20 protein-coding genes are annotated in these 17,583 nt (G+C 74.3%); 9 read left to right on the top strand and 11 right to left on the bottom strand.

The window, feature by feature from the left end; genetic code table 11:
• The first annotated feature begins 61 nt into the window (after nt 1-61).
• Nucleotides 62-700 (top strand): ACT domain-containing protein, encoded by a 639-nt coding sequence (locus ACYU8I_RS04155; protein WP_460837767.1) that lies wholly within the window; start codon nt 62-64, stop codon nt 698-700.
• A 99-nt stretch (nt 701-799) separates the two neighbouring features.
• On the opposite strand, the gene ACYU8I_RS04150 is transcribed toward ACYU8I_RS04155, so the two are convergent.
• The 4 genes from ACYU8I_RS04150 to ACYU8I_RS04135 form a co-directional block, all read right to left on the bottom strand.
• Nucleotides 800-2,728 (bottom strand): chaplin family protein, encoded by a 1,929-nt coding sequence (locus tag ACYU8I_RS04150; RefSeq protein WP_460837765.1) that lies wholly within the window; start codon nt 2,726-2,728, stop codon nt 800-802.
• An 82-nt stretch (nt 2,729-2,810) separates the two neighbouring features.
• A complete protein-coding gene (locus ACYU8I_RS04145) occupies nt 2,811-3,797 on the bottom strand; it encodes a hypothetical protein (protein ID WP_460837763.1) in 987 nt (328 codons plus the stop codon).
• 165 nt (nt 3,798-3,962) lie between these two features.
• On the bottom strand, nt 3,963-4,262 hold the full coding sequence (locus tag ACYU8I_RS04140) for a hypothetical protein (protein WP_460837761.1): 300 nt from the start codon (nt 4,260-4,262) through the stop codon (nt 3,963-3,965).
• A gap of 153 nt (nt 4,263-4,415) precedes the next feature.
• Nucleotides 4,416-4,859, bottom strand: coding sequence for a nitroreductase family deazaflavin-dependent oxidoreductase (locus ACYU8I_RS04135; RefSeq protein WP_460837759.1), 444 nt, complete (start codon nt 4,857-4,859; stop codon nt 4,416-4,418).
• Nucleotides 4,860-4,911: 52 nt separating this feature from the next.
• On the opposite strand from ACYU8I_RS04135, the gene ACYU8I_RS04130 reads away from it, so the two are divergent.
• Together ACYU8I_RS04130 and ACYU8I_RS04125 are read left to right on the top strand one after the other, a co-directional pair.
• On the top strand, nt 4,912-5,847 hold the full coding sequence (locus ACYU8I_RS04130; RefSeq protein WP_460837757.1) for a 1,4-dihydroxy-2-naphthoyl-CoA synthase: 936 nt from the start codon (nt 4,912-4,914) through the stop codon (nt 5,845-5,847).
• Between the two features lie 34 nt (nt 5,848-5,881).
• Entirely contained in the window at nt 5,882-6,322 is a 441-nt protein-coding gene (locus ACYU8I_RS04125) for a hypothetical protein (RefSeq protein WP_460837755.1), read from the top strand.
• 16 nt (nt 6,323-6,338) lie between these two features.
• Here the strand turns inward: ACYU8I_RS04125 and ACYU8I_RS04120 are convergent, their stop codons facing one another.
• Nucleotides 6,339-7,217, bottom strand: coding sequence for a diacylglycerol kinase catalytic domain-containing protein (locus tag ACYU8I_RS04120; RefSeq protein ID WP_460837753.1), 879 nt, complete (start codon nt 7,215-7,217; stop codon nt 6,339-6,341).
• Nucleotides 7,214-8,230, bottom strand: a complete 1,017-nt coding sequence (locus ACYU8I_RS04115) for an SPFH domain-containing protein (RefSeq protein WP_460837751.1) — start codon at nt 8,228-8,230, stop codon at nt 7,214-7,216. Before ACYU8I_RS04115 ends, ACYU8I_RS04120 begins: the two co-directional genes overlap by 4 nt.
• 89 nt (nt 8,231-8,319) lie before the next feature.
• Between ACYU8I_RS04115 and ACYU8I_RS04110 the strand changes: the two genes are divergently transcribed.
• Together ACYU8I_RS04110 and ACYU8I_RS04105 are read left to right on the top strand one after the other, a co-directional pair.
• Complete coding sequence (locus ACYU8I_RS04110; protein ID WP_460837749.1) at nt 8,320-9,003, top strand: NUDIX hydrolase; 684 nt, start codon at nt 8,320-8,322, stop codon at nt 9,001-9,003.
• Nucleotides 9,004-9,023: 20 nt separating this feature from the next.
• On the top strand, nt 9,024-9,716 hold the full coding sequence (locus ACYU8I_RS04105; protein WP_460837747.1) for an NAD-dependent deacylase: 693 nt from the start codon (nt 9,024-9,026) through the stop codon (nt 9,714-9,716).
• On the opposite strand, the gene ACYU8I_RS04100 is transcribed toward ACYU8I_RS04105, so the two are convergent.
• Complete coding sequence (locus tag ACYU8I_RS04100; protein WP_460837745.1) at nt 9,701-10,876, bottom strand: hypothetical protein; 1,176 nt, start codon at nt 10,874-10,876, stop codon at nt 9,701-9,703. The two genes, ACYU8I_RS04105 and ACYU8I_RS04100, sit on opposite strands and share 16 nt — an antisense overlap.
• 3 nt (nt 10,877-10,879) lie before the next feature.
• Nucleotides 10,880-11,089 carry a hypothetical protein gene (locus ACYU8I_RS04095; protein ID WP_460837743.1) on the bottom strand — a complete coding sequence of 70 codons (210 nt, stop codon included), beginning with the start codon at nt 11,087-11,089 and terminating at the stop codon, nt 10,880-10,882.
• A gap of 107 nt (nt 11,090-11,196) precedes the next feature.
• Between ACYU8I_RS04095 and ACYU8I_RS04090 the strand changes: the two genes are divergently transcribed.
• Nucleotides 11,197-11,967: a VIT1/CCC1 transporter family protein gene (locus ACYU8I_RS04090; RefSeq protein ID WP_460838094.1), complete on the top strand. Its 771-nt coding sequence runs from the start codon at nt 11,197-11,199 to the stop codon at nt 11,965-11,967.
• On the opposite strand, the gene ACYU8I_RS04085 is transcribed toward ACYU8I_RS04090, so the two are convergent.
• Together ACYU8I_RS04085 and ACYU8I_RS04080 are read right to left on the bottom strand one after the other, a co-directional pair.
• The gene (locus ACYU8I_RS04085; protein WP_460837740.1) at nt 11,941-12,789 is read right to left on the bottom strand and encodes a hypothetical protein; all 849 of its coding nucleotides are present in this window, start codon (nt 12,787-12,789) and stop codon (nt 11,941-11,943) included. The two genes, ACYU8I_RS04090 and ACYU8I_RS04085, sit on opposite strands and share 27 nt — an antisense overlap.
• A complete protein-coding gene (locus ACYU8I_RS04080; RefSeq protein ID WP_460837737.1) occupies nt 12,786-13,355 on the bottom strand; it encodes a SigE family RNA polymerase sigma factor in 570 nt (189 codons plus the stop codon). The genes ACYU8I_RS04085 and ACYU8I_RS04080 overlap by 4 nt, the downstream gene beginning before the upstream one ends.
• A 179-nt stretch (nt 13,356-13,534) precedes the next feature.
• On the opposite strand from ACYU8I_RS04080, the gene ACYU8I_RS04075 reads away from it, so the two are divergent.
• The 3 genes from ACYU8I_RS04075 to ACYU8I_RS04065 are packed head-to-tail and all read left to right on the top strand — an operon-like array spanning nt 13,535 to nt 16,457.
• A complete protein-coding gene (locus ACYU8I_RS04075) occupies nt 13,535-14,761 on the top strand; it encodes an NAD(P) transhydrogenase subunit alpha (RefSeq protein ID WP_460837733.1) in 1,227 nt (408 codons plus the stop codon).
• Complete coding sequence (locus tag ACYU8I_RS04070; RefSeq protein WP_460837731.1) at nt 14,758-15,072, top strand: NAD(P) transhydrogenase subunit alpha part 2; 315 nt, start codon at nt 14,758-14,760, stop codon at nt 15,070-15,072. The genes ACYU8I_RS04075 and ACYU8I_RS04070 overlap by 4 nt, the downstream gene beginning before the upstream one ends.
• Nucleotides 15,069-16,457, top strand: a complete 1,389-nt coding sequence (locus ACYU8I_RS04065; RefSeq protein WP_460837728.1) for an NAD(P)(+) transhydrogenase (Re/Si-specific) subunit beta — start codon at nt 15,069-15,071, stop codon at nt 16,455-16,457. The genes ACYU8I_RS04070 and ACYU8I_RS04065 overlap by 4 nt, the downstream gene beginning before the upstream one ends.
• Before the next feature lie 443 nt (nt 16,458-16,900).
• Here the strand turns inward: ACYU8I_RS04065 and upp are convergent, their stop codons facing one another.
• Complete coding sequence (upp, locus tag ACYU8I_RS04060) at nt 16,901-17,542, bottom strand: uracil phosphoribosyltransferase (protein WP_460837726.1); 642 nt, start codon at nt 17,540-17,542, stop codon at nt 16,901-16,903.
• Between the last annotated feature and the right edge of the window lie 41 nt (nt 17,543-17,583).

Below are 17,583 nucleotides of genomic sequence, written 5' to 3'. Positions count from 1 at the left end.
CGAGTACCCGTACGCCGCGACGGGCAACGGTGGCGAAACGTGCGGCCGTTACGGTGCTCCCATGTCCTACCTGCTGCGCGTCGCCCTGCCCGACGTGCCCGGGTCGTTGGGTCGGCTGGCCTCGGCGATCGGTTCCGCGGGGGGCAACATCGACGCGATCGAGATCGTCGAGCGCACCGCCGACGGTCGTGCGGTCGACGACGTGTTCCTCGCCGCCGAGGCGGGCGTCATGCCCGACAGCATCATCTCGGCCTGCACCGCGCTCGACGGCGTCGACGTGCTGTGGATCAGCCGCTACGGCGCCGGCTCCAACCTCACCCGCGACCTCGAGGTCGTCGAGGCGATGACGTCCGCTCCCGACGCGGCCGCCGACACGCTGGTCGACCTCGCGCCGGCCACGTTCGTCGTGGACTGGGCCGTGCGGGGACGCCGCGACGGTGACGGCGTACACCTCGTCCACGGCTCCACCGCCGCCCCGACCGAGGTCGACGACGACATCGCGTGGCCCGACCTCGACGAGCTGCGCGAGGACGGTCGTCTCGAGCTGCCCGAGCGGCTCTCCGACCTGCTGGTGGCCGGCTGCCCCCTCGGGCGTGACGAGCTCGTCGTGGTGGCGCGCCGCGGCGGCCCGCCGTTCCTCGACTCCGAGATCGCCCGGCTGCGGCACCTCGCGGCGCTCGCGCAGTCGATCGGTCGCTAGTCACCAGTCGCTGGTTGCTGGTTCGCGGGCCGGGGCGTCGGCCCCCGGGCGTCCCTCCACGGACGCCCGGAGACCGACTCGTGACGTGACCCCTCCCCGTCACGTCCGCCGGACCGCCCGCAGGATGGCCCGGTCGACGACCAGGCGACGCTCGGTACGCCGCGTCGCCTTCGCCGCCAGCGCGAGCACGCCGCCGCACAGCAGGAGCAGCAGGCCGAGGTAGGCCAGCAGGATCGCCCCCGACGGTGCGCCTGTCGCGGGCAGCACGGTGTCCGAGACCATCGGCGCCGCCTGCGGCTCAGTGGGACCGCTCGCGGCCGGAGCCGTCGTCGGAGCGTTCCCGTCAGGACCACCGTCACCAGGCGTGCCCGGGGTGCCGGGCGTGCCCGGGGTGCCGGGGGTGCCGGGGGTGCCAGGGGTGCCGCTGGTGTTGCCGTCGCCGATGACGATGACCTGGTTGTCTTCGGCGGTGACGGGTGCGGTGACGGGGACCGTGGTCTGGTTGCCGGACCCCAGGCCGTCCTCGCCCGAGGTGGTGTCACCGGTCGAGCTGCCGGCGCCGCCGCCGGTCGACGTACCGCCGCCGGTGTTCTGGTTGCCGTCGCCGATGACGACGACCTGGTTGTCCCCGGCGGTGACGGGGGCGGTGACGGGGACCGTGGTCTGGTTGCCGGAGCCGGTGCCGTCCTCGCCGGTGGTGGTGTCGCCGCCGGTCGAGCTGCCGGTGCCGCCGGTGCTGCCGCCCGGGGTGGTGCCGCCGGTGTTCTGGTTGCCGTCGCCGATGACGATGACCTGGTTGTCTCCGGCGGTGACGGGTGCGGTGACGGGGACCGTGGTCTGGTTGCCGGAGCCGAGGCCGTCCTCGCCCGTGGTGGTGTCGCCGCCGGTCGAGCTGCCGGTGCCGCCGGTGCTGCCGCCCGGGGTGGTGCCGCCGGTGTTCTGGTTGCCGTCGCCGATGATGACGACCTGGTTGTCACCGGCGGTGACGGGCGCGGTGACCGGGACCGTGGTCTGGTTGCCGGACCCCAGGCCGTCCTCGCCCGAGGTGGTGTCACCGGTCGAGCTGCCGGCGCCGCCGCCGGTCGACGTACCGCCGCCGGTGTTCTGGTTGCCGTCGCCGATGACGATGACCTGGTTGTCTCCGGCGGTGACAGGCGCGGTGGCGGGGACCGTGGTCTGGTTGCCGGACCCGAGGCCGTCCTCGCCGGTGGTGGTGTCGCCGCCGGTCGAGCTGCCGGTGCCGCCGGTGCTGCCGCCCGGGGTGGTGCCGCCGGTGTTCTGGTTGCCGTCGCCGATGACGATGACCTGGTTGTCTCCGGCGGTGACGGGTGCGGTGACGGGGACCGTGGTCTGGTTGCCGGACCCGAGGCCGTCCTCGCCCGTGGTGGTGTCGCCCGTCGAGGCGCCGGTGCCGCCGGTCGACGTACCGCCGCCGGACGGGGAGCCGCAGCCTCCGACGTTGCGGTCGCCGATCAGGACGACCTGGTTGCCGCAGACGGTCACGGGCACGTCGATGTCGAGCAGGGTCTGGTTGCCGGACCCGACGCCGTCCTCGCCGGAGGTGGTGCCACCCGGGTTGGTGGACCCGCCGCCACCGGACCCGCCGGCGGACCCGCGCGGAGCCGCGGCGGTGGTGTTGTCGTCGCCGACGGCCGACACCTGGTTGCCGGTGACGGTCACGGGCGCCTCGACCCTGACAGCCGACTGGTTGCCCGAGCCGGCCCCGTCGGCACCCGAGGTGCTGCTGGGCGCCGGTGCGGGTGCCGGCGCAGGGGCCGGCGCAGGTGCTGGCGCAGGTGCTGGCGCAGGTGCTGGGGCGGCAGCGTTGTCGTCACCGGCGACGGTGACCTGGTTGCCCGACACCGTCACCGGTGCGGAGACGCGGATGCCGGACTGGTTGCCGGAGAGCAGTCCCTGCTCCCCGGAGGTGGAATCCGCTGCCGCGGGCCCGGCGAGAGCCAGGCCGGCGAACGCGATCCCACTCGCGATGGCGGTCGCGCCGAGGGCGCGACGGACGTGGACGTGCATGGTGGTGCTCCTTGACTGAGGTGGGTGGCCGCGGGAAGCGGCCGGTGACGGCGTCTGCTCGCTCGCGCGAGCGCGCCGCACCTCAGTCGGGAGTGCAGCCGGGGTCGAGGGCCGGTGAGGACGACGGACGCGCGCCGTCGTGCGCGACGGGTCGGTGGCAGGCGGGGAGGCCGAGCTGCGGCCATCCCGGGAGGTACGCCGCCCCGGCCGCGGCAGGTGCGGTGGGCGCAGGCGCCGCGGGCGCGTCGCCGGCGTACGACGCCAGGTCGGGGACGCTGGGCGCGGCGTCGGAGCTGGTGTCGCGCACCGCGGCCGCCCGGTCGGTCGCGACGGGTGCTGCCGCGCTCGCGTGGGAGCCTCCGAGGAGGGTGTGGCCACCGCGAGCGCCGGTGGTGTGCGCCCCGTGCTCGCGGTGGCCGGACCGCGCGCTCGCCACGCGCGGCTGTGCCGGGGCGGCTCCCTCGACCGCCGGCACGAGTCCCTCGACCGCCGGTGTGGTCGCCGTGACCGTCTCGCCGACCAGCTCGCGGATCCCGGTGACGGCGGCACCGACCGCTGACGTCACGGGAGCGAGCGATCGCTGCGTCGTCGACCCCAGCCGGTCACCCAGCCGGTCGACGCGGTCCAGTGCTTCGGCGACCACGGGGTCGATCTCCGCGACCGTGGCCCGAGCCACCGGGAGGGACGCCACGGACCGGCGCACCTCGGCGTGCGCGCGGCGCACGGTCCGGGTCGCGTGACGCGTGCTGACGGCGACCGGACCGGTCGTGGCCTTCGGGGCAGGGGTGCTCGTCGGAGCCGCGGGAGCCGCGGGCGCCGGTGCGACGGGCTCCGTGGCGCGGCGCACCACCCGGGTCGCGGTGGCGACCGGGCGGGACGGGGCCTCGACCCGCTCGACCACCTGGCCGACGAGGCCGGGCCTGGCAGCGTCGTCGGACGCCGCCTGCGCCGGCGTCGCGAGCAGGACCGACGCGCACCAGGCGGCCGCGGTCGCGCCACCCAGGAGACCGGCAGCACGCAGCACCCGGCGGACGGCGGAGCCGCCCGGGGTGCTGGTGGTGGTGCGCATCGTCTCTCCTGGTCTCGCGGGCGGGTCGTGCTGGTGGGTGGTGGTGGTGGGCGGGCCCCCGACCCTGGGGGAGGGTCGGGAGCCCGCCGGGAGCGGCCAGCCGTGGTCAGTGGGGCCCGCTCCCGGGGCCGCCAGTGGCAGTGTCGGCGGCCCGGCGTGCGGTCGTCAGCGCGTGACGGGCTGACGGACCGGGCGGGGGGAGGTGACGCGGGAGGGCGTCACCGGACGGGGGCGGGGCGCCGGCAGCCGGTCGAGCAGCGGCAGCGACAGCACGAGGGCGGCGGCCACGGCGACGAGCACGCCGGCGGCGAGCAGCAACGAGCCGGTGTCACTGGTGACCAGCTCGGCGAACAGGATCGCCAGCGACACGGTCAGCAGGATCGCGAGGCAGACGGCGCCAGCGGTGGTGGCGCGAGCCGTCGTACGCGACTCGCGGTGTTCTCGGTGCCTCGTCGTGACCTTCATGTCGCCCCCCGGAATGACGCGGACTAGTGTCAAGTGACTTGACAGTACGTCCGATTCATCCGTAGATGCAACGATCGTTTCATATTGAATTAGGGTGAATGTCCGAAACGCGAGGCAGACGTCGGCATCGGGTGTTGCGCGCGACGACGGGGCTCAGGAGATGGGCACGAGCTTGAAGAGCGGGATCTCGCGGTCGGTCTTCTGCTGGTACTCGGCGTAGGTGCCCCACGTGTCGACCGCCAGCTGCCACAGGTCGGCGCGCTCCTCGCCCTCGACGAGCTCGGCGCGGTAGGTCTTCCTGACCGGCCCGTCCTGCAGCTCGACCTCGGGGTGCGCGACGAAGTTGTGGTACCAGACCGGGTGCTCCGGGGCGCCGCCCTTCGACGCCACCGCGACGTAGACCCCGTCGCGCTCGACGCGCATCAGCGGCGTCTTGCGGACCTTGCCGCTCCTGGCGCCCTTGTTGGTGATGACGACGATCGGGTCGTCGGTGCCGGGGAGGGTGTTGGCGCGGGCGCCGTTGCTCGCCTCGAACTCCTCCACCTGGTCGCGGACCCACTTCGCCGGGCTGGGGACGTACTCGCCTTCGATCGCCATGTCGGCAGTCCACCACAACCCACGGGAGTGCGCGCCCCTACGCTCACGGACCATGAGCGCGATCGACGGCGTCAGCGAGATCTTCGACCCCGAGCGGTGGGACGACGTCCCCGGCTTCGATGACCTCACCGACCTGACCTACCACCGGGCCCGCGACCACGGCACCGTCCGCGTCGCGTTCGACCGGCCCGACGTGCTCAACGCGTTCCGGCCCCACACCGTCGACGAGCTGCTGCGCGTGCTCGACCACGCCCGCACCTCCACCGACGTCGGCTGCGTGCTGCTCACCGGCAACGGGCCGGGGGAGCGCCACGGCAAGTGGGCCTTCTGCACGGGCGGCGACCAGCGCATCCGCGGCCGCTCGGGCTACCAGTACGAGGACGGCACGGGCGCCGATCGGCAGGACGCCCGGACCCCCGCCGACAAGGCGCGTCTGGGCCGGCTCCACATCCTCGAGGTGCAGCGGCTCATCCGCTTCATGCCGAAGGTCGTCGTCGCCCTGGTGCCCGGCTGGGCCGCCGGCGGCGGCCACTCGCTGCACGTCGTCTGCGACCTCACCCTCGCGAGCGCCGAGCACGCCCGCTTCAAGCAGACCGACGCCGACGTCGGCTCCTTCGACGCCGGTTTCGGCTCCGCCTACCTCGCCCGCCAGGTGGGTCAGAAGAAGGCGCGCGAGATCTTCTTCCTCGGCCAGGAGTACGACGCCCACGACGCGGTCGCGATGGGCACGGCCAACCGCGCCGTCCCCCACGCCGAGCTCGAGCAGGTCGGCCTGGAGTGGGGCCGTCTCGTCAACGGCAAGAGCCCGACCGCCCAGCGGATGCTCAAGTACGCGTTCAACGCCATCGACGACGGCCTGGTCGGTCAGCAGCTCTTCGCCGGCGAGACCACCCGCCTCGCCTACATGACCGACGAGGCCGTCGAGGGCCGCGACCAGTTCGTCGAGAAGCGTGACCCCGACTGGTCGCCGTACCCCTGGTACTACTGACCCCGGGCCCGCCCCGCCCTGCTACAACGGCGCCGTGACGTGGGTGGTCGGAGCGCTGCTGGTGGTCGCGGGGGTCGTGGTGCCGGTGCTCGTGGCCGAGCGGCTCGAGGCGGGGGTGCACGAGTGGCTGCTGCGGCGCGGCCGCAACCGGGCCCTCCGCACGGTGGGGGTGCTGCTCGGGCTGTTCGCGGTGCTCGGGGCGGTGCTCGCCCTCGCCGGGCTGGCGGCGTACCGCATCGACGGCACGACGGGAGGGGCGGTGCTGCTGGTGGTGGCCGTGCCGCTGCTGTGCGTCGCGATGGTCTTCTCGCCGTCGTCGTGGAACGCGCCCCGGGTCTCGGAGGAGACGGCCGCCTTCCGCGCCCGGGGGGCCAGCCGGGCGACGGCGACCACCGTCTTCTGGCTGGGGTTCGTCGGCCTCGTGGCCCTCTTCGGGGCGTCGGCCGGGATGGCACTGGACCTCTGGCTCCTCTGAGGACCTCGGGGCGGGATCACGCCACCAGGCGCAGCGCCGTGGGTGCGCGACCGATCCGGACCGACTGGCCCCACGACAGCGACAGGGCGTCGCCCTCGATGCCGTCGCCGAACGCGACCAGGCGGTCGGAGGTGACCGTGAGCGCGAGCTCGGTGCCGTCGAGGACGCCCTCGGTCAGGGTGGTGCCGGTCGCGGGCGACGGCCACGCCTCGCGGACGAACCACACCAGCTGCCGGTCCGACGGCGCCGGGAGGCGCAGCGGGCTGCGTCGCTCGCGGGCGATCGAGCTGCACCACCCCGTGGCGCCGGTGCCGGTGGAGACGATGACGCCGGACGACGCCTGCGCCTCGCCGTGGGCGTCGGGGGTGTGCAGGTCGTAGCGGGCGGTCTGGTGGCCGGGGTGGCCGACGAAGACCTCGTTGAGCGCCAGCAGTCGCTGGCCGTCGTCGAGGCTCGCCTGCACCATCGTGCGCTCGACGACCTGGCCGGTCGCGCGGAGCAGGTCGGGCAGGTCGGTCGCCCGGTGCGTGACCAGCACGCCGGCGTTGCGGCCCGGGTCGGGGTCGATCCCGATGACGGGCTGACCGTGGAGGTACTTCGCGACGTTGGCCACCAGCCCGTCCTGCCCGACGACGACCACGACGTCGTCGGGCGCGAACAGGAAGCGCGAGACGTCCTCGCGCTCGACGGTGCCGCGCCGCCACTCCAGCGGGATGCCGGCGGTGGCGGTCTCGACGGCCCGGCGGGTGGCGCGGTGCCGCTCCTCGAGCTCGGCGAGGTCGCGGCCCCGGGTGCTCAGGAAGAACGCCGCCTGGCCCCGGGTGCCGTGCGTGGCGAGCAGCTCGTCGTACTCGGTGCGGCGGGTGACCACGACCACCCGCGGCGTCAGGCTCACGACTCCGCCTGCGAGGGCTTCCGGGCCCCCAGCTGCGCCAGCGCCGTGCTGACGAGGTCGGGGCTCAGCACCAGGGTCTCGATCTTGGGCAGGTTGGCGGCCAGCTCCTTGACCGCGAGCGCCAGCAGCACGGTCTCGGAGACGTCGCGGTAGGCGTCGACCCGGGCGGCCTCGGCGTCGCCGTGCGCGGCACCGGCGAGGCGGGTGCCCTCGGCGCGGGCCTCGGCGAGGGCGACGGTACGACGCGCCTCCGCCTCGGTCGCGACGGTGCCGGCAGCGGCCTGCTCCTCGGCCTGGCGGCGGGCGTTGGCGCCGCGCTGGGCCACGAGCTGCTCCTCGCGACGGGCGAGCTCGATCTGGGTCTGCAGCTCGTTCTCGCCGATGGCGCGCTCGCGCTCGACGGCGACGGCCCGCCGCTCGAAGGTCGCGCGGTCGGCCTCCTGCTGCACCTGCTCGCGGGTGGGCGTGCGCAGCGCCTTCTCGACCTCCGGCTCGGGTCGCACCGCGACCACCCGGACGCCGACGACGGCGATGCCGGTCTCGACCAGCCGCGTGTCGGACGCGAGCCCCTCGGCGATCGCGAGGCGCACCGGCCCGACGCCCGCGGCGGTCGCTGCGCTCAGGTCGACGGTCGCCATCAGGTCGATCGCGTACTGCTGCGCCGACTCGGTCAGCAACCCGGCCACCTGGTCCAGCGGGGTGCCCCGCCAGCGCCCGGTGTCGGGGTCGATCGAGAAGTCGATGCGGCCCGCGGCGAGACCCGGGTCGGTGACCCGGTAGGTGACGGTCGCCTGCACGGTGACGTCCTGGAAGTCGCTGGTGCGGGCGTGGAAGAGCAGCGGCAGCTCGCGGTCGTCGACCGGCACCTCGTTGAGCACCGCGCTCAGCGGGCGGAACCAGAACGACGCGCCGACGCCCGCCCGCACCGAGCGTCCGTTGCGGATCTGCTCGACGTGGGTGGTGCCGGAGCCACGCAGGTGGCGGAAGAGCGGGTAGCGGGCGATGTCGGCCATGACGTCCTCCTCGGTTGTTGTCGTCAGTTAGACGATAAGCCGACCCAGGCATCATCGTCAAGGTGACGACAAGTGGGTAGGCTCACGGCATGAGCGAGACCCACCCGCCCGTCGCCGTCACCGTCGACCTCGTCGTGCTCACCGTGCGCGACGACGGGCTGGAGGTGCTCACCGTGCGGCGGGGGGAGGCGCCGTACGCCGGGGAGTGGGCGCTACCGGGCGGTTTCCTGCGCCCCGACGAGGACCTCGCCGAGGCGGCGGCGCGCGAGCTCGAGGAGGAGACCGGGCTGACGCGGGGTCAGGTGCACCTCGAGCAGCTGGCGTCGTACGGCGCTCCGGCTCGCGACCCGCGGATGCGCACGGTGACCGTCGCCCACCTGGCGCTGGCCCCCGACCTGCCGACCCCGCAGGCCGGCACCGACGCCGCGGAGGCCGAGTGGCAGGCCGTCGACCGGCTGCTGGGGACGGGTGGCCTGGCCTTCGACCACGACCGGATCCTGGCCGACGGGGTGGAGCGGGCGCGGGCCAAGCTGGAGTACACCCCGCTCGCCGCGGCCTTCTGCGCCCGCGAGTTCACCGTGGCCGAGCTGCGCCGGGTCTACGAGGTCGTCTGGGGCACCCGGCTCGACGCCCGCAACTTCCACCGCAAGGTCACCGGCACCGCCGGCTTCGTCGAGCCCACCGAGGCGACGACGACCCGCGACGGCGGGCGGCCGGCCCGGCTCTTCCGTGCCGGGCGCGCGACGACGCTCCACCCGCCCCTGCTGCGCTGACGGTGCGGCAGGATCGTCCCGTGCGCGTGGTGGTGCTGACCGGGGCCGGGATCTCGGCGGAGAGCGGGCTCGCGACCTTCCGCGACGCCGACGGGCTGTGGGAGGGCCACGACCCGATGGCGGTCGCGACGCTCGAGGCCTTCGACGCCGACCCCGACCTGGTGCAGCGCTTCTACGACGAGCGACGCGCCGGGTTGCTGCGGGCGCAGCCCAACGCCGCGCACCGCGCGCTGGCCCGGCTGGAGGAGACGCTCGGCGACGACCTGCACCTCGTCACGCAGAACGTCGACGACCTCCACGAGCGTGGCGGCTCGCGGCGGGTGCACCACATGCACGGCCGGCTGCGCGCCGCCTGGTGCATGGCGTGCGACGCCCGCCACGACTGGGACGGCACCCTCGCCGACCACCCGCGGTGCCCCTCGTGCGGCGTACCGGCGCTGCGGCCCGACGTCGTCTGGTTCGGCGAGGTGCCCCACGGCATGGAGGAGGTCGAGGCGGCGCTGCTCGACTGCGAGGTGTTCGCCGCGGTCGGCACCTCGGGCGAGGTCTACCCGGCCGCGGCGTTCGTGCACTACGCCCTCGCCGTCGGCGCCCGCACCGTCGAGCTCAACCTCGCCCCGCCGCGCGTCAGCGACTTCCACCAGACCCTGGCGGGTCCGGCGACCGAGACCGTGCCGCGCTGGGTCGACTCGCTGCTTCAGCAGCGGGCGTAGAGCCCTCGCGTCGGGTAGCGGGCGGGCTCGCCGTACGCCGAGGGGTCGGTGAATCGGCAGCCGTACGACGGCCGCGCCACGGCCCGGCGCGCCAGCACCCGGTTGCCTGCCGGCCGCGCGCGCGGGCCGCGCTCGACCCAGCGCACCAGGTCGTCCCAGGCCCGGCCGGCCTCGCGGTCGGTGAACTCGCAGTGGCCGGCCGCGCGGACCGCGCGCTGCACCAGGAGCCGGGCCTGGCCCTGCCTGCGGACGTCGCGGAGGTAGTCCTGCTCCATCGAGAACGGCACGAAGAGGTCGCCGAGCCCGTGGAGGGTGAGCGTGGGCACCTGCGGGCGGCCCTCGATCCGCGGCACCTGCGTCAGCGACCGGGTGGTGCGGGAGAAGTCGTCGGTCGCCGCGACGCGCCGCACGGAGGCGTCGACGTCGACCGGGGCGGCGGGGGAGTACTCGACGCCCACGTTGGAGGCCACCCGACCCGGGTTCTGCGCGAGCGACCCGCCGTTGTCGGGGCTGTAGACGGAGAAGAGGAAGTCCTTCCAGTAGGCGAACGCCCGGGCGGAGCCCGGCCGCCGACCGCCGCTGAGCCCGGTCGTGACCGCCCGCAGCTGCTCGCCGCGCGGGTCGCCGATCGCCGGCTGCTGCGGGGTCGTCGCCAGCAGGCCGAGGGTGCGCTGGATCCGCGGCACCTCGTCCTGCAGGTAGTCGGCCGGCGGCGGGTACGCCGCCACGTCGGCGAGGTCCTGCGCGACGAGGTTGTAGCCGAGGAAGTAGTCGAAGAGGCGCTGGTCGCCCATCACGCCGCACATCGGCAGCGCGCCGTCGTAGAAGCCGGGGTACTGCTCGAGGCTGCGGCCGATGACGTGCCCGCCCATCGACACCCCGGCGACGTAGGTCCGCTCCGGGGTCCGGCCGGGCAGCCTCCCGGCGCGCACGGCCAGGCCGCGGGTGGTCTGCACGCCGGTGCGCACGTCGTAGTCGTTGCGGGCGTAGCTCGAGGCCGCCCACGCGTACCCCTGCTCCAGCAGCCGCCGCCGCAGGCCGTAGTCGGGCGGGTCGACGGTGAGCGCGCGGGTGTCGCCGCGGAAGCCGTGCGCCCACATCACCAGCTCGCCGTTCCAGCGGGCCGGCACCTCCACGTCGTACGCCGCGTGCTGGTGCACCCCCTAGAACACCCGGGTGCTGCGACCGCGCACCGTCAGCGGCGCGAGCGGCGGGTTGTCGACGGTGTAGCCGGGCAGCGGCTGGTCGGACGGCACGCGGTCGCCGCGTGCGGCGGTCGTCGCCGTGGCCGGGGCGACCAGCAGCGTCAGTCCGAGGGTCAGTCCGACGAGGCCGGCGAGGGCGCGGCGGGGACGGGCGGTGAGCGAGCGCACGAGTGGCCTCCCGGCCGGCAGGGGACCCCGAGCGGCTCCCGACCGGCTCACACCACACCCTCGGCCGCCACCGGTCAACCACCCGCTCCTGCCGGGCGCAGGGCAGCCTGGCCTTCGTTGCAGGTCAGACGGCGTGTCGGCACCCTGGACGGGTGAGCACGACACCCGCGCCCGCCCTGCACACCGACGAGCCCCACGACACCGGCACCCACAGCCGGCTCAACGCGCTGCGCGCGGCCGTGCTCGGGGCCAACGACGGCATCGTCTCGGTCTCGGGCCTCGTCGTCGGTGTCGCGGGGGCGACCACCGACCGCTCGGCGATCGCCGTGGCCGGCCTCGCCGGGCTGGTGGCCGGCGCGCTGAGCATGGCCGTGGGCGAGTACGTCTCGGTCAGCACCCAGCGCGACACCGAGCAGGCCCTGGTCGACAAGGAGCGGCGCGAGCTCGTCGAGGAGCCGGAGGAGGAGCTCGCCGAGCTGACGCAGCTCTACGTCGACAAGGGCCTCTCGCCCGGCCTCGCCGGCCGGGTCGCGGCCGAGCTGACGCACAGCGACGCCCTGCGCGCCCACCTCGACGTCGAGCTCGGCATCGACCCCGACGAGCTCGTGAGCCCCTGGCAGGCCGCTTGGGCCTCGATGCTGTCGTTCACCCTCGGCGCGCTGCTGCCGCTGGTCACGGTGCTGGCCCTCGCGGCGCCGTGGCGGGTCCCGGTCACCTTCGTCGCGGTCGCCGTCGCGCTCGGCCTGACCGGCTGGCTCAGCGCCCGCGCCGGTGGGGCCGACGTACGTCGCGCGGTGCTGCGGGTGGTGGGCGGCGGCGTGCTCGCCATGGCGGTCACCTGGGCGGTCGGATCAGTCCTGGGCGTCGGTCTGGGCTAGCTCGTCGGCGAGGTCCTGCAGGCTGCGGTGGCCGTCGGGCGCGAAGGCGCCGGTGCCGTCCATCTGCCTGCCCAGGTCGCGGTAGTCGGCCGGCAGGAGCGCGGGGTCGGTCCAGCCGTCGTCCATCAGCGGGCCGAAAGCCGGATCGGCGGCGATCGCCTCGAGCTCGGCCCACCCGAGCGGTGCGGCGGTCGCGGTCTCGGCGAGTGACGACACCACGACCTCGGTGCCGTCGGTGCGTTGGACGAGCACCATGCTCCCGCGCGCCTCGGTCGGCGCGACCACGCGGAGACGCTCGATCCGCGATCCGTCGCTCCTCGTCCCGAGTTCGCACGAGCTGTCGCCGACGCGGAACCCGCACTCCCGGGAGGCCTCCACCGTGGGCCGCACGTGCACCTCGACCCGCGTCGGGTCCGCACCCGACGAGGGGGTCCACCGGAGGCTCGCGACCGTGCCGGCGCCCGAGGAGCCCGGGTCGGCACCTGTCCCGCCGCCCTGCACGTCTCGCGCCTCGCCCGGTGAGAGGTCCTGCAGCGCCGCCTGCAGCGCCGCCGCGGTGGTGCGACCGTCGGCGCGCACCCGGTCGGACTGGGCGTACGGCGTGCCGGACGCCGACGGGGCCTGGTCACGCAGCGTGTCGCCGGCGACCTGGGTGCCGCCGAGCACCAGTGCCGTCGCCGCGGCCGCGCCGACCAGGCCGAGGGCCTGGCGCCGGCGACGGATGCCGAGGCCGCGACGACGGGCCTCGTGGGCCAGCCTGGTCAGGTCGGGGTCGTGGCCGTCGGTGGCGCGGTGCATCAGGTCGGTCAGGTCGGTGCTCATCGGTCGTCCTCCGGGCGTGAGGTGGTGTCGATCTGGTCGGGCAGCAGCAGGCGCAGCCGGGCGAGGGCGCGTTGCGAGCGCTTGCGCACGGCCGCCTCGGTGACCCGCAGGAGAGCGGCGGTCTGCGTGACGCTGAGGTCCTCGTAGAAGCGGAGCACCAGCACCGCGCGGTCGTCGCTCCCGAGGCGCTGGAGCGCGGCCAGCAGGTCGAGCCGCTCGGTGGGGTCGCCGGTGCCTGGATCTGGCGAGGCGTCGGCGAGGTCGCCGACCTGCTCGCTCGGGCGCTCGCCGGAGCGGCGCAACCGCCGCTCGGAGATCCAGGTGCGGGTGAGGACGGTGCGGCAGTACGCCGCCGGCTCGTCGCTGCGGCGTACGCGTCGCCAGCTCGCGAAGACCTTGGCGTAGGTGGTCTGCAGCAGGTCCTCGGCCGCGTGGTGGTCACCGCCGCACAGCAGCAGGGCGGTGCGGTGCAGCTGGCGCCCGGTGTGCTCGACCAGCTCCTCGAACGACCGCGGCCGTCCGTGCACGACCGCCGGCGGCACGAGCCCGGCCCTGGTCCTCAGCATCTCCACACCCCTCTGACGCCGCGGACCCCCCTGGGCGTGACAGGTGGGCGCGAGTTTTCCACGCGGGCGTCCCGGCACTTTCCCGACACCTCCACGAGACGCCCGTCACAGATCCCGGCTGTGTCGGCGCGGTCCCCTAGGGTCAGCGGCACAGTTGGACCCGAGGTGAGGAGCGCCGCGTGAGGCTGGCCGTCGTCCGAGAGACCCGACCCGGCGAGACCCGGGTCGCCCTGGTCCCCGAGCTGGTCGGCAAGCTGACGGCCCTCGGCTACGAGGTCGGCGTCGAGCCCGACGCGGGTGGTCTCGCGGGCTTCTCCGACGCGGCGTACGTCGAGGCGGGCGCGACGCTCGTCGACGACCCCGTCCCGGGCGCCGACCTGGTGGTCGGCGTCAACCCGCTCGACCTCGACCGCATCCGCGTGCTGCGACCCGGCGCGAGCACGATCTGCTTCCTGCCCGTCTCCACCGCCCACGACACGGTGCTCGCGCTGCGCGACGCGGGCGCCACCAGCTTCGCGATGGAGCTGGTGCCGCGCATCAGCCGGGCGCAGTCGATGGACGCGCTGTCGTCGCAGGCCCTGGTCGCGGGCTACCGCTGCGCCGTGGTGGCGGCCGGGCTGCTGCGCCGCTTCCTCCCGCTCAACATGACCGCCGCCGGCACGGTCCAGCCGGCCCAGGTCGTCGTGCTCGGGGCCGGTGTCGCCGGCCTGCAGGCCATCGCGACGGCCAAGCGCCTCGGGGCCGTCGTGCAGGCCTACGACGTCCGGGCCGCTGCCGCGGAGGAGATCCGCTCGGTCGGCGCCAAGTCCATCGACCTGCAGCTCGAGACCCTCGAGGGCACCGGCGGCTACGCCCGCGAGATGTCCGACGACCGCGCCGCCCGCCAGATGGAGGCGCTCGCGCCGTACGTCGCCTCGGCCGACGCGCTGATCACCACCGCCGCCGTCCCCGGCCGCACCGCGCCCCGCCTGGTCACCCGCGCGATGGTCGAGGCCATGGGGCCGGGCTCCGTGGTGGTCGACCTCGCCGCCGAGACGGGTGGCAACGTCGAGGGCTCGGTGCCCGGCAAGGTCGTCCGCGTGGGCCACGCCCAGGTGTGGGGCGGGTCCAACGTGCCCGCCGACATGCCCGAGCCGGCTTCGCGCCTCTACGCCCAGAACGTCCTCAACCTGCTGACGTTGATGACCCGCGACGGCACCTATGACCCCGACTTCGACGACGAGGTCGTCGCCGGGTCCTGCGTCACCCACGCCGGGGCGATCCACCACCAGCCGACCCGCGAGGCGCTCGAGGGCCCGACGGAGGTCCCGCCCCCCGTCGATCCGCAGCCCGACCCGGGCCCGGGTCTCGAGCCCACGGCCGACGACGACCAGCAGGTCTTCGACCAGGAGAGGGAGCAGCAGTGAACGACGCCGTCGTCTGGTTGACGATCTTCGTGCTCAGCGTGTTCGTCGGCGTCGAGGTGATCGCCAAGGTCTCCTCGACCCTGCACACGCCGCTGATGTCCGGCGCCAACGCCATCCACGGCATCATCCTGCTCGGCGCGATCCTCGTGACCGGCACGTCCGACTCGGCGGTCGCCGTGACGGTCGGCCTCGTGGCGGTCGTGCTCGCAGCGATCAACATGGTCGGTGGCTTCGTGGTGACCGACCGGATGCTGCAGATGTTCACCCGGCGCAAGAAGCCCGCCGCCGCCAAGACGGGAGACGCCCGGTGATCGCGCCGCCGACCTGGGTGCAGCTGGTCTACCTCGCCTGCGCCATCTGCTTCATCCTCGCCCTCAAGGGCCTCTCCGGCCCCAAGACCGCACGCACCGGCAACCTCGTCGCCGCCGCAGCGGCCGTGGTGGCCTGCGCCGTCCCGTTCTTCTACCTCGACCTCGACCACGTCGGGCTGATCCTGGGCGCGATCGTGGTCGGCACCCTGGTCGGCGTCGTGGGCGCCCGTCGCGTGCAGATGACCCAGATGCCGCAGATGGTGGCGCTGTTCAACGGCGTCGGCGGTGGCGCCGCCGCGCTCGTCGCGCTGCTCGAGCTCGAGGAGCTGCTGCAACCCGGGGTCGACCACGGCTGGTTCGTGCTGCTGGCGACCGCGTTCACCGTCTTCGTCGGATCGGTGTCGTTCGCGGGCTCGGTCATCACCTTCGCCAAGCTGCAGGAGCTGATGAGCTCGGCCCCGGTGGTCTTCCCCGGGCTCTCGCTGGTCTTCGGCGTCGCCCTGGTCGCCGGCGTCGGCCTGGCCACCCAGCTCACCCTCGGCCCGGCGCTGTGGATCGGCATCGTGCTGGCCCTCGTCGGGATCGCCTTCGGCGTGCTGCTGGTGCTCCCGGTGGGTGGCGCCGACGTGCCGATCGTCATCTCGCTGCTCAACGCCTTCACCGGCCTCACGGTCGCGGCGGGCGGCTACGTGCTCGACAACGTGGTGCTGCTGGTCGCCGGCACGCTCGTCGGAGCCTCCGGCACCTTCCTGACCATGCTCATGGCAACGGCGATGGGTCGCTCGGTCGCCAACATCCTGTTCGGAGCGCTCAAGGGCGGCTCCACCCTCGGCGCCGGCGTCGCCAGCGACCGCCCGGTCAAGTCCGCCGGCCCCGACGACGTCGGCATCATGCTCGGCTACGCCGACCGCGTCATCATCGTCCCCGGCTACGGCCTGGCCGTCGCCCAGGCCCAGCACACGCTTCGCGAGCTCGTCGACGTGCTCGGCGAGCGCGGCACCGAGGTCGACTACGCCATCCACCCGGTCGCCGGCCGCATGCCCGGCCACATGAACGTCCTGCTCGCCGAGGCCCAGGTGCCCTACGAGCAGCTCAAGGAGATGGACGAGATCAACGGCGACTTCAAGGACGCCGACGTCGTGCTCGTCGTCGGCGCCAACGACGTCGTCAACCCCGCCGCCAAGACCACCCCGGGCGCCCCCATCTACGGCATGCCGATCCTCAACGCCGACGAGGCCAAGCAGGTCGTCTTCATGAAGCGCTCCATGCGCCCCGGCTTCGCCGGCATCGAGAACGAGCTGCTCTTCGAGGACAACACCACCCTGCTCTTCGGCGACGCCAAGGACTCCATGAGCAAGCTCCTCAACGCCGTCAAGGCCCTGTAGCCGACCCTGGGCTGGTCGAGCACGCCTCCGGTCCCTGAGGTGCGAGCGGAGCGAGCCACGAAGGGCCGCCCTTCGTGACGCCCGCTCGTCCCTCGCGGGCTCCTCAGGGGGCGGGGCGCCCCGGCTGTTCGAGCGGGCCGCCGGTCCCTGAGGTGCGAGCGGAGCGAGCCACGTAGGGCCGCCCTTCGTGACGCCCGCTCGTTCCTCGCGGGCTCCTCAGGGGGCGTGATGTCCTGCGTGGTCGAGCAGGCCTCCGGTCCCTGAGGTGCGAGCGGAGGTGCCCCCGCTCCCTGAGGTGCGAGCGGAGCGAGCCACGAAGGGCCGCCCTTCGTGACGCCCGCACGACCCTCGCGGGCTCCTCAGGGGGCGTGATGTCCTGCGTGGTCGAGCAGGCCCCCGGTCCCTGAGGTGCGAGCGGAGCGAGCCACGAAGGGCCGCGACGCCTACTGCGCCAGGCCGTAGAGCCGGTCGCCGGCGTCGCCCAGGCCCGGCACGATGTAGCCCTTGTCGTTGAGCCGCTCGTCCTGGGCGGCGGTGACGAAGGTGATCGGCACGTCGACGCCGTCGAGGTCGGCCTCGAGGTTGGCCACGCCCTCGGGGGCGACGAGCAGGCAGATGCAGGTGATGTGGTCGGCCCCGCGGTCGGTCAGGAAGCGGATCGCGGCCGCCAGGGTGCCGCCGGTGGCGAGCATCGGGTCGAGCACGTAGCACTGCCGGCCCGACAGGTCGGCCGGGAGCCGCTCGGCGTACGTCGAGGCCTCGAGCGTCTCCTCGTTGCGCACCATGCCGAGGAACCCGACCTCGGCGGTCGGCACGAGCCGCATCATCCCGTCGAGCATGCCGAGCCCGGCGCGGAGGATCGGGACGACGAGGGGGCGCGGTCGGCTCAGCGTGACGCCCACCGTCTCGGTCACCGGGGTGCTGATCGTGCTCGGCTCGACGCGGACGTCGCGGGTCGCCTCGTAGGCCAGCAGCGTCACCAGCTCGTCGGTCAGCCGGCGGAACTCCGGCGACGCGGTCCGCTGGTCGCGGAGCGCGGTCAGCTTGTGGGAGACGAGCGGGTGGTCCACGACGTGCAGGCGCATGGGAGCACCGTAACGACCGGCGCGCCCGCTCCTCGGGGCCG

This window comes from Nocardioides marmoraquaticus, from assembly GCF_054777915.1.
This window is presented reverse-complemented; position numbering and strand designations above follow the sequence as displayed.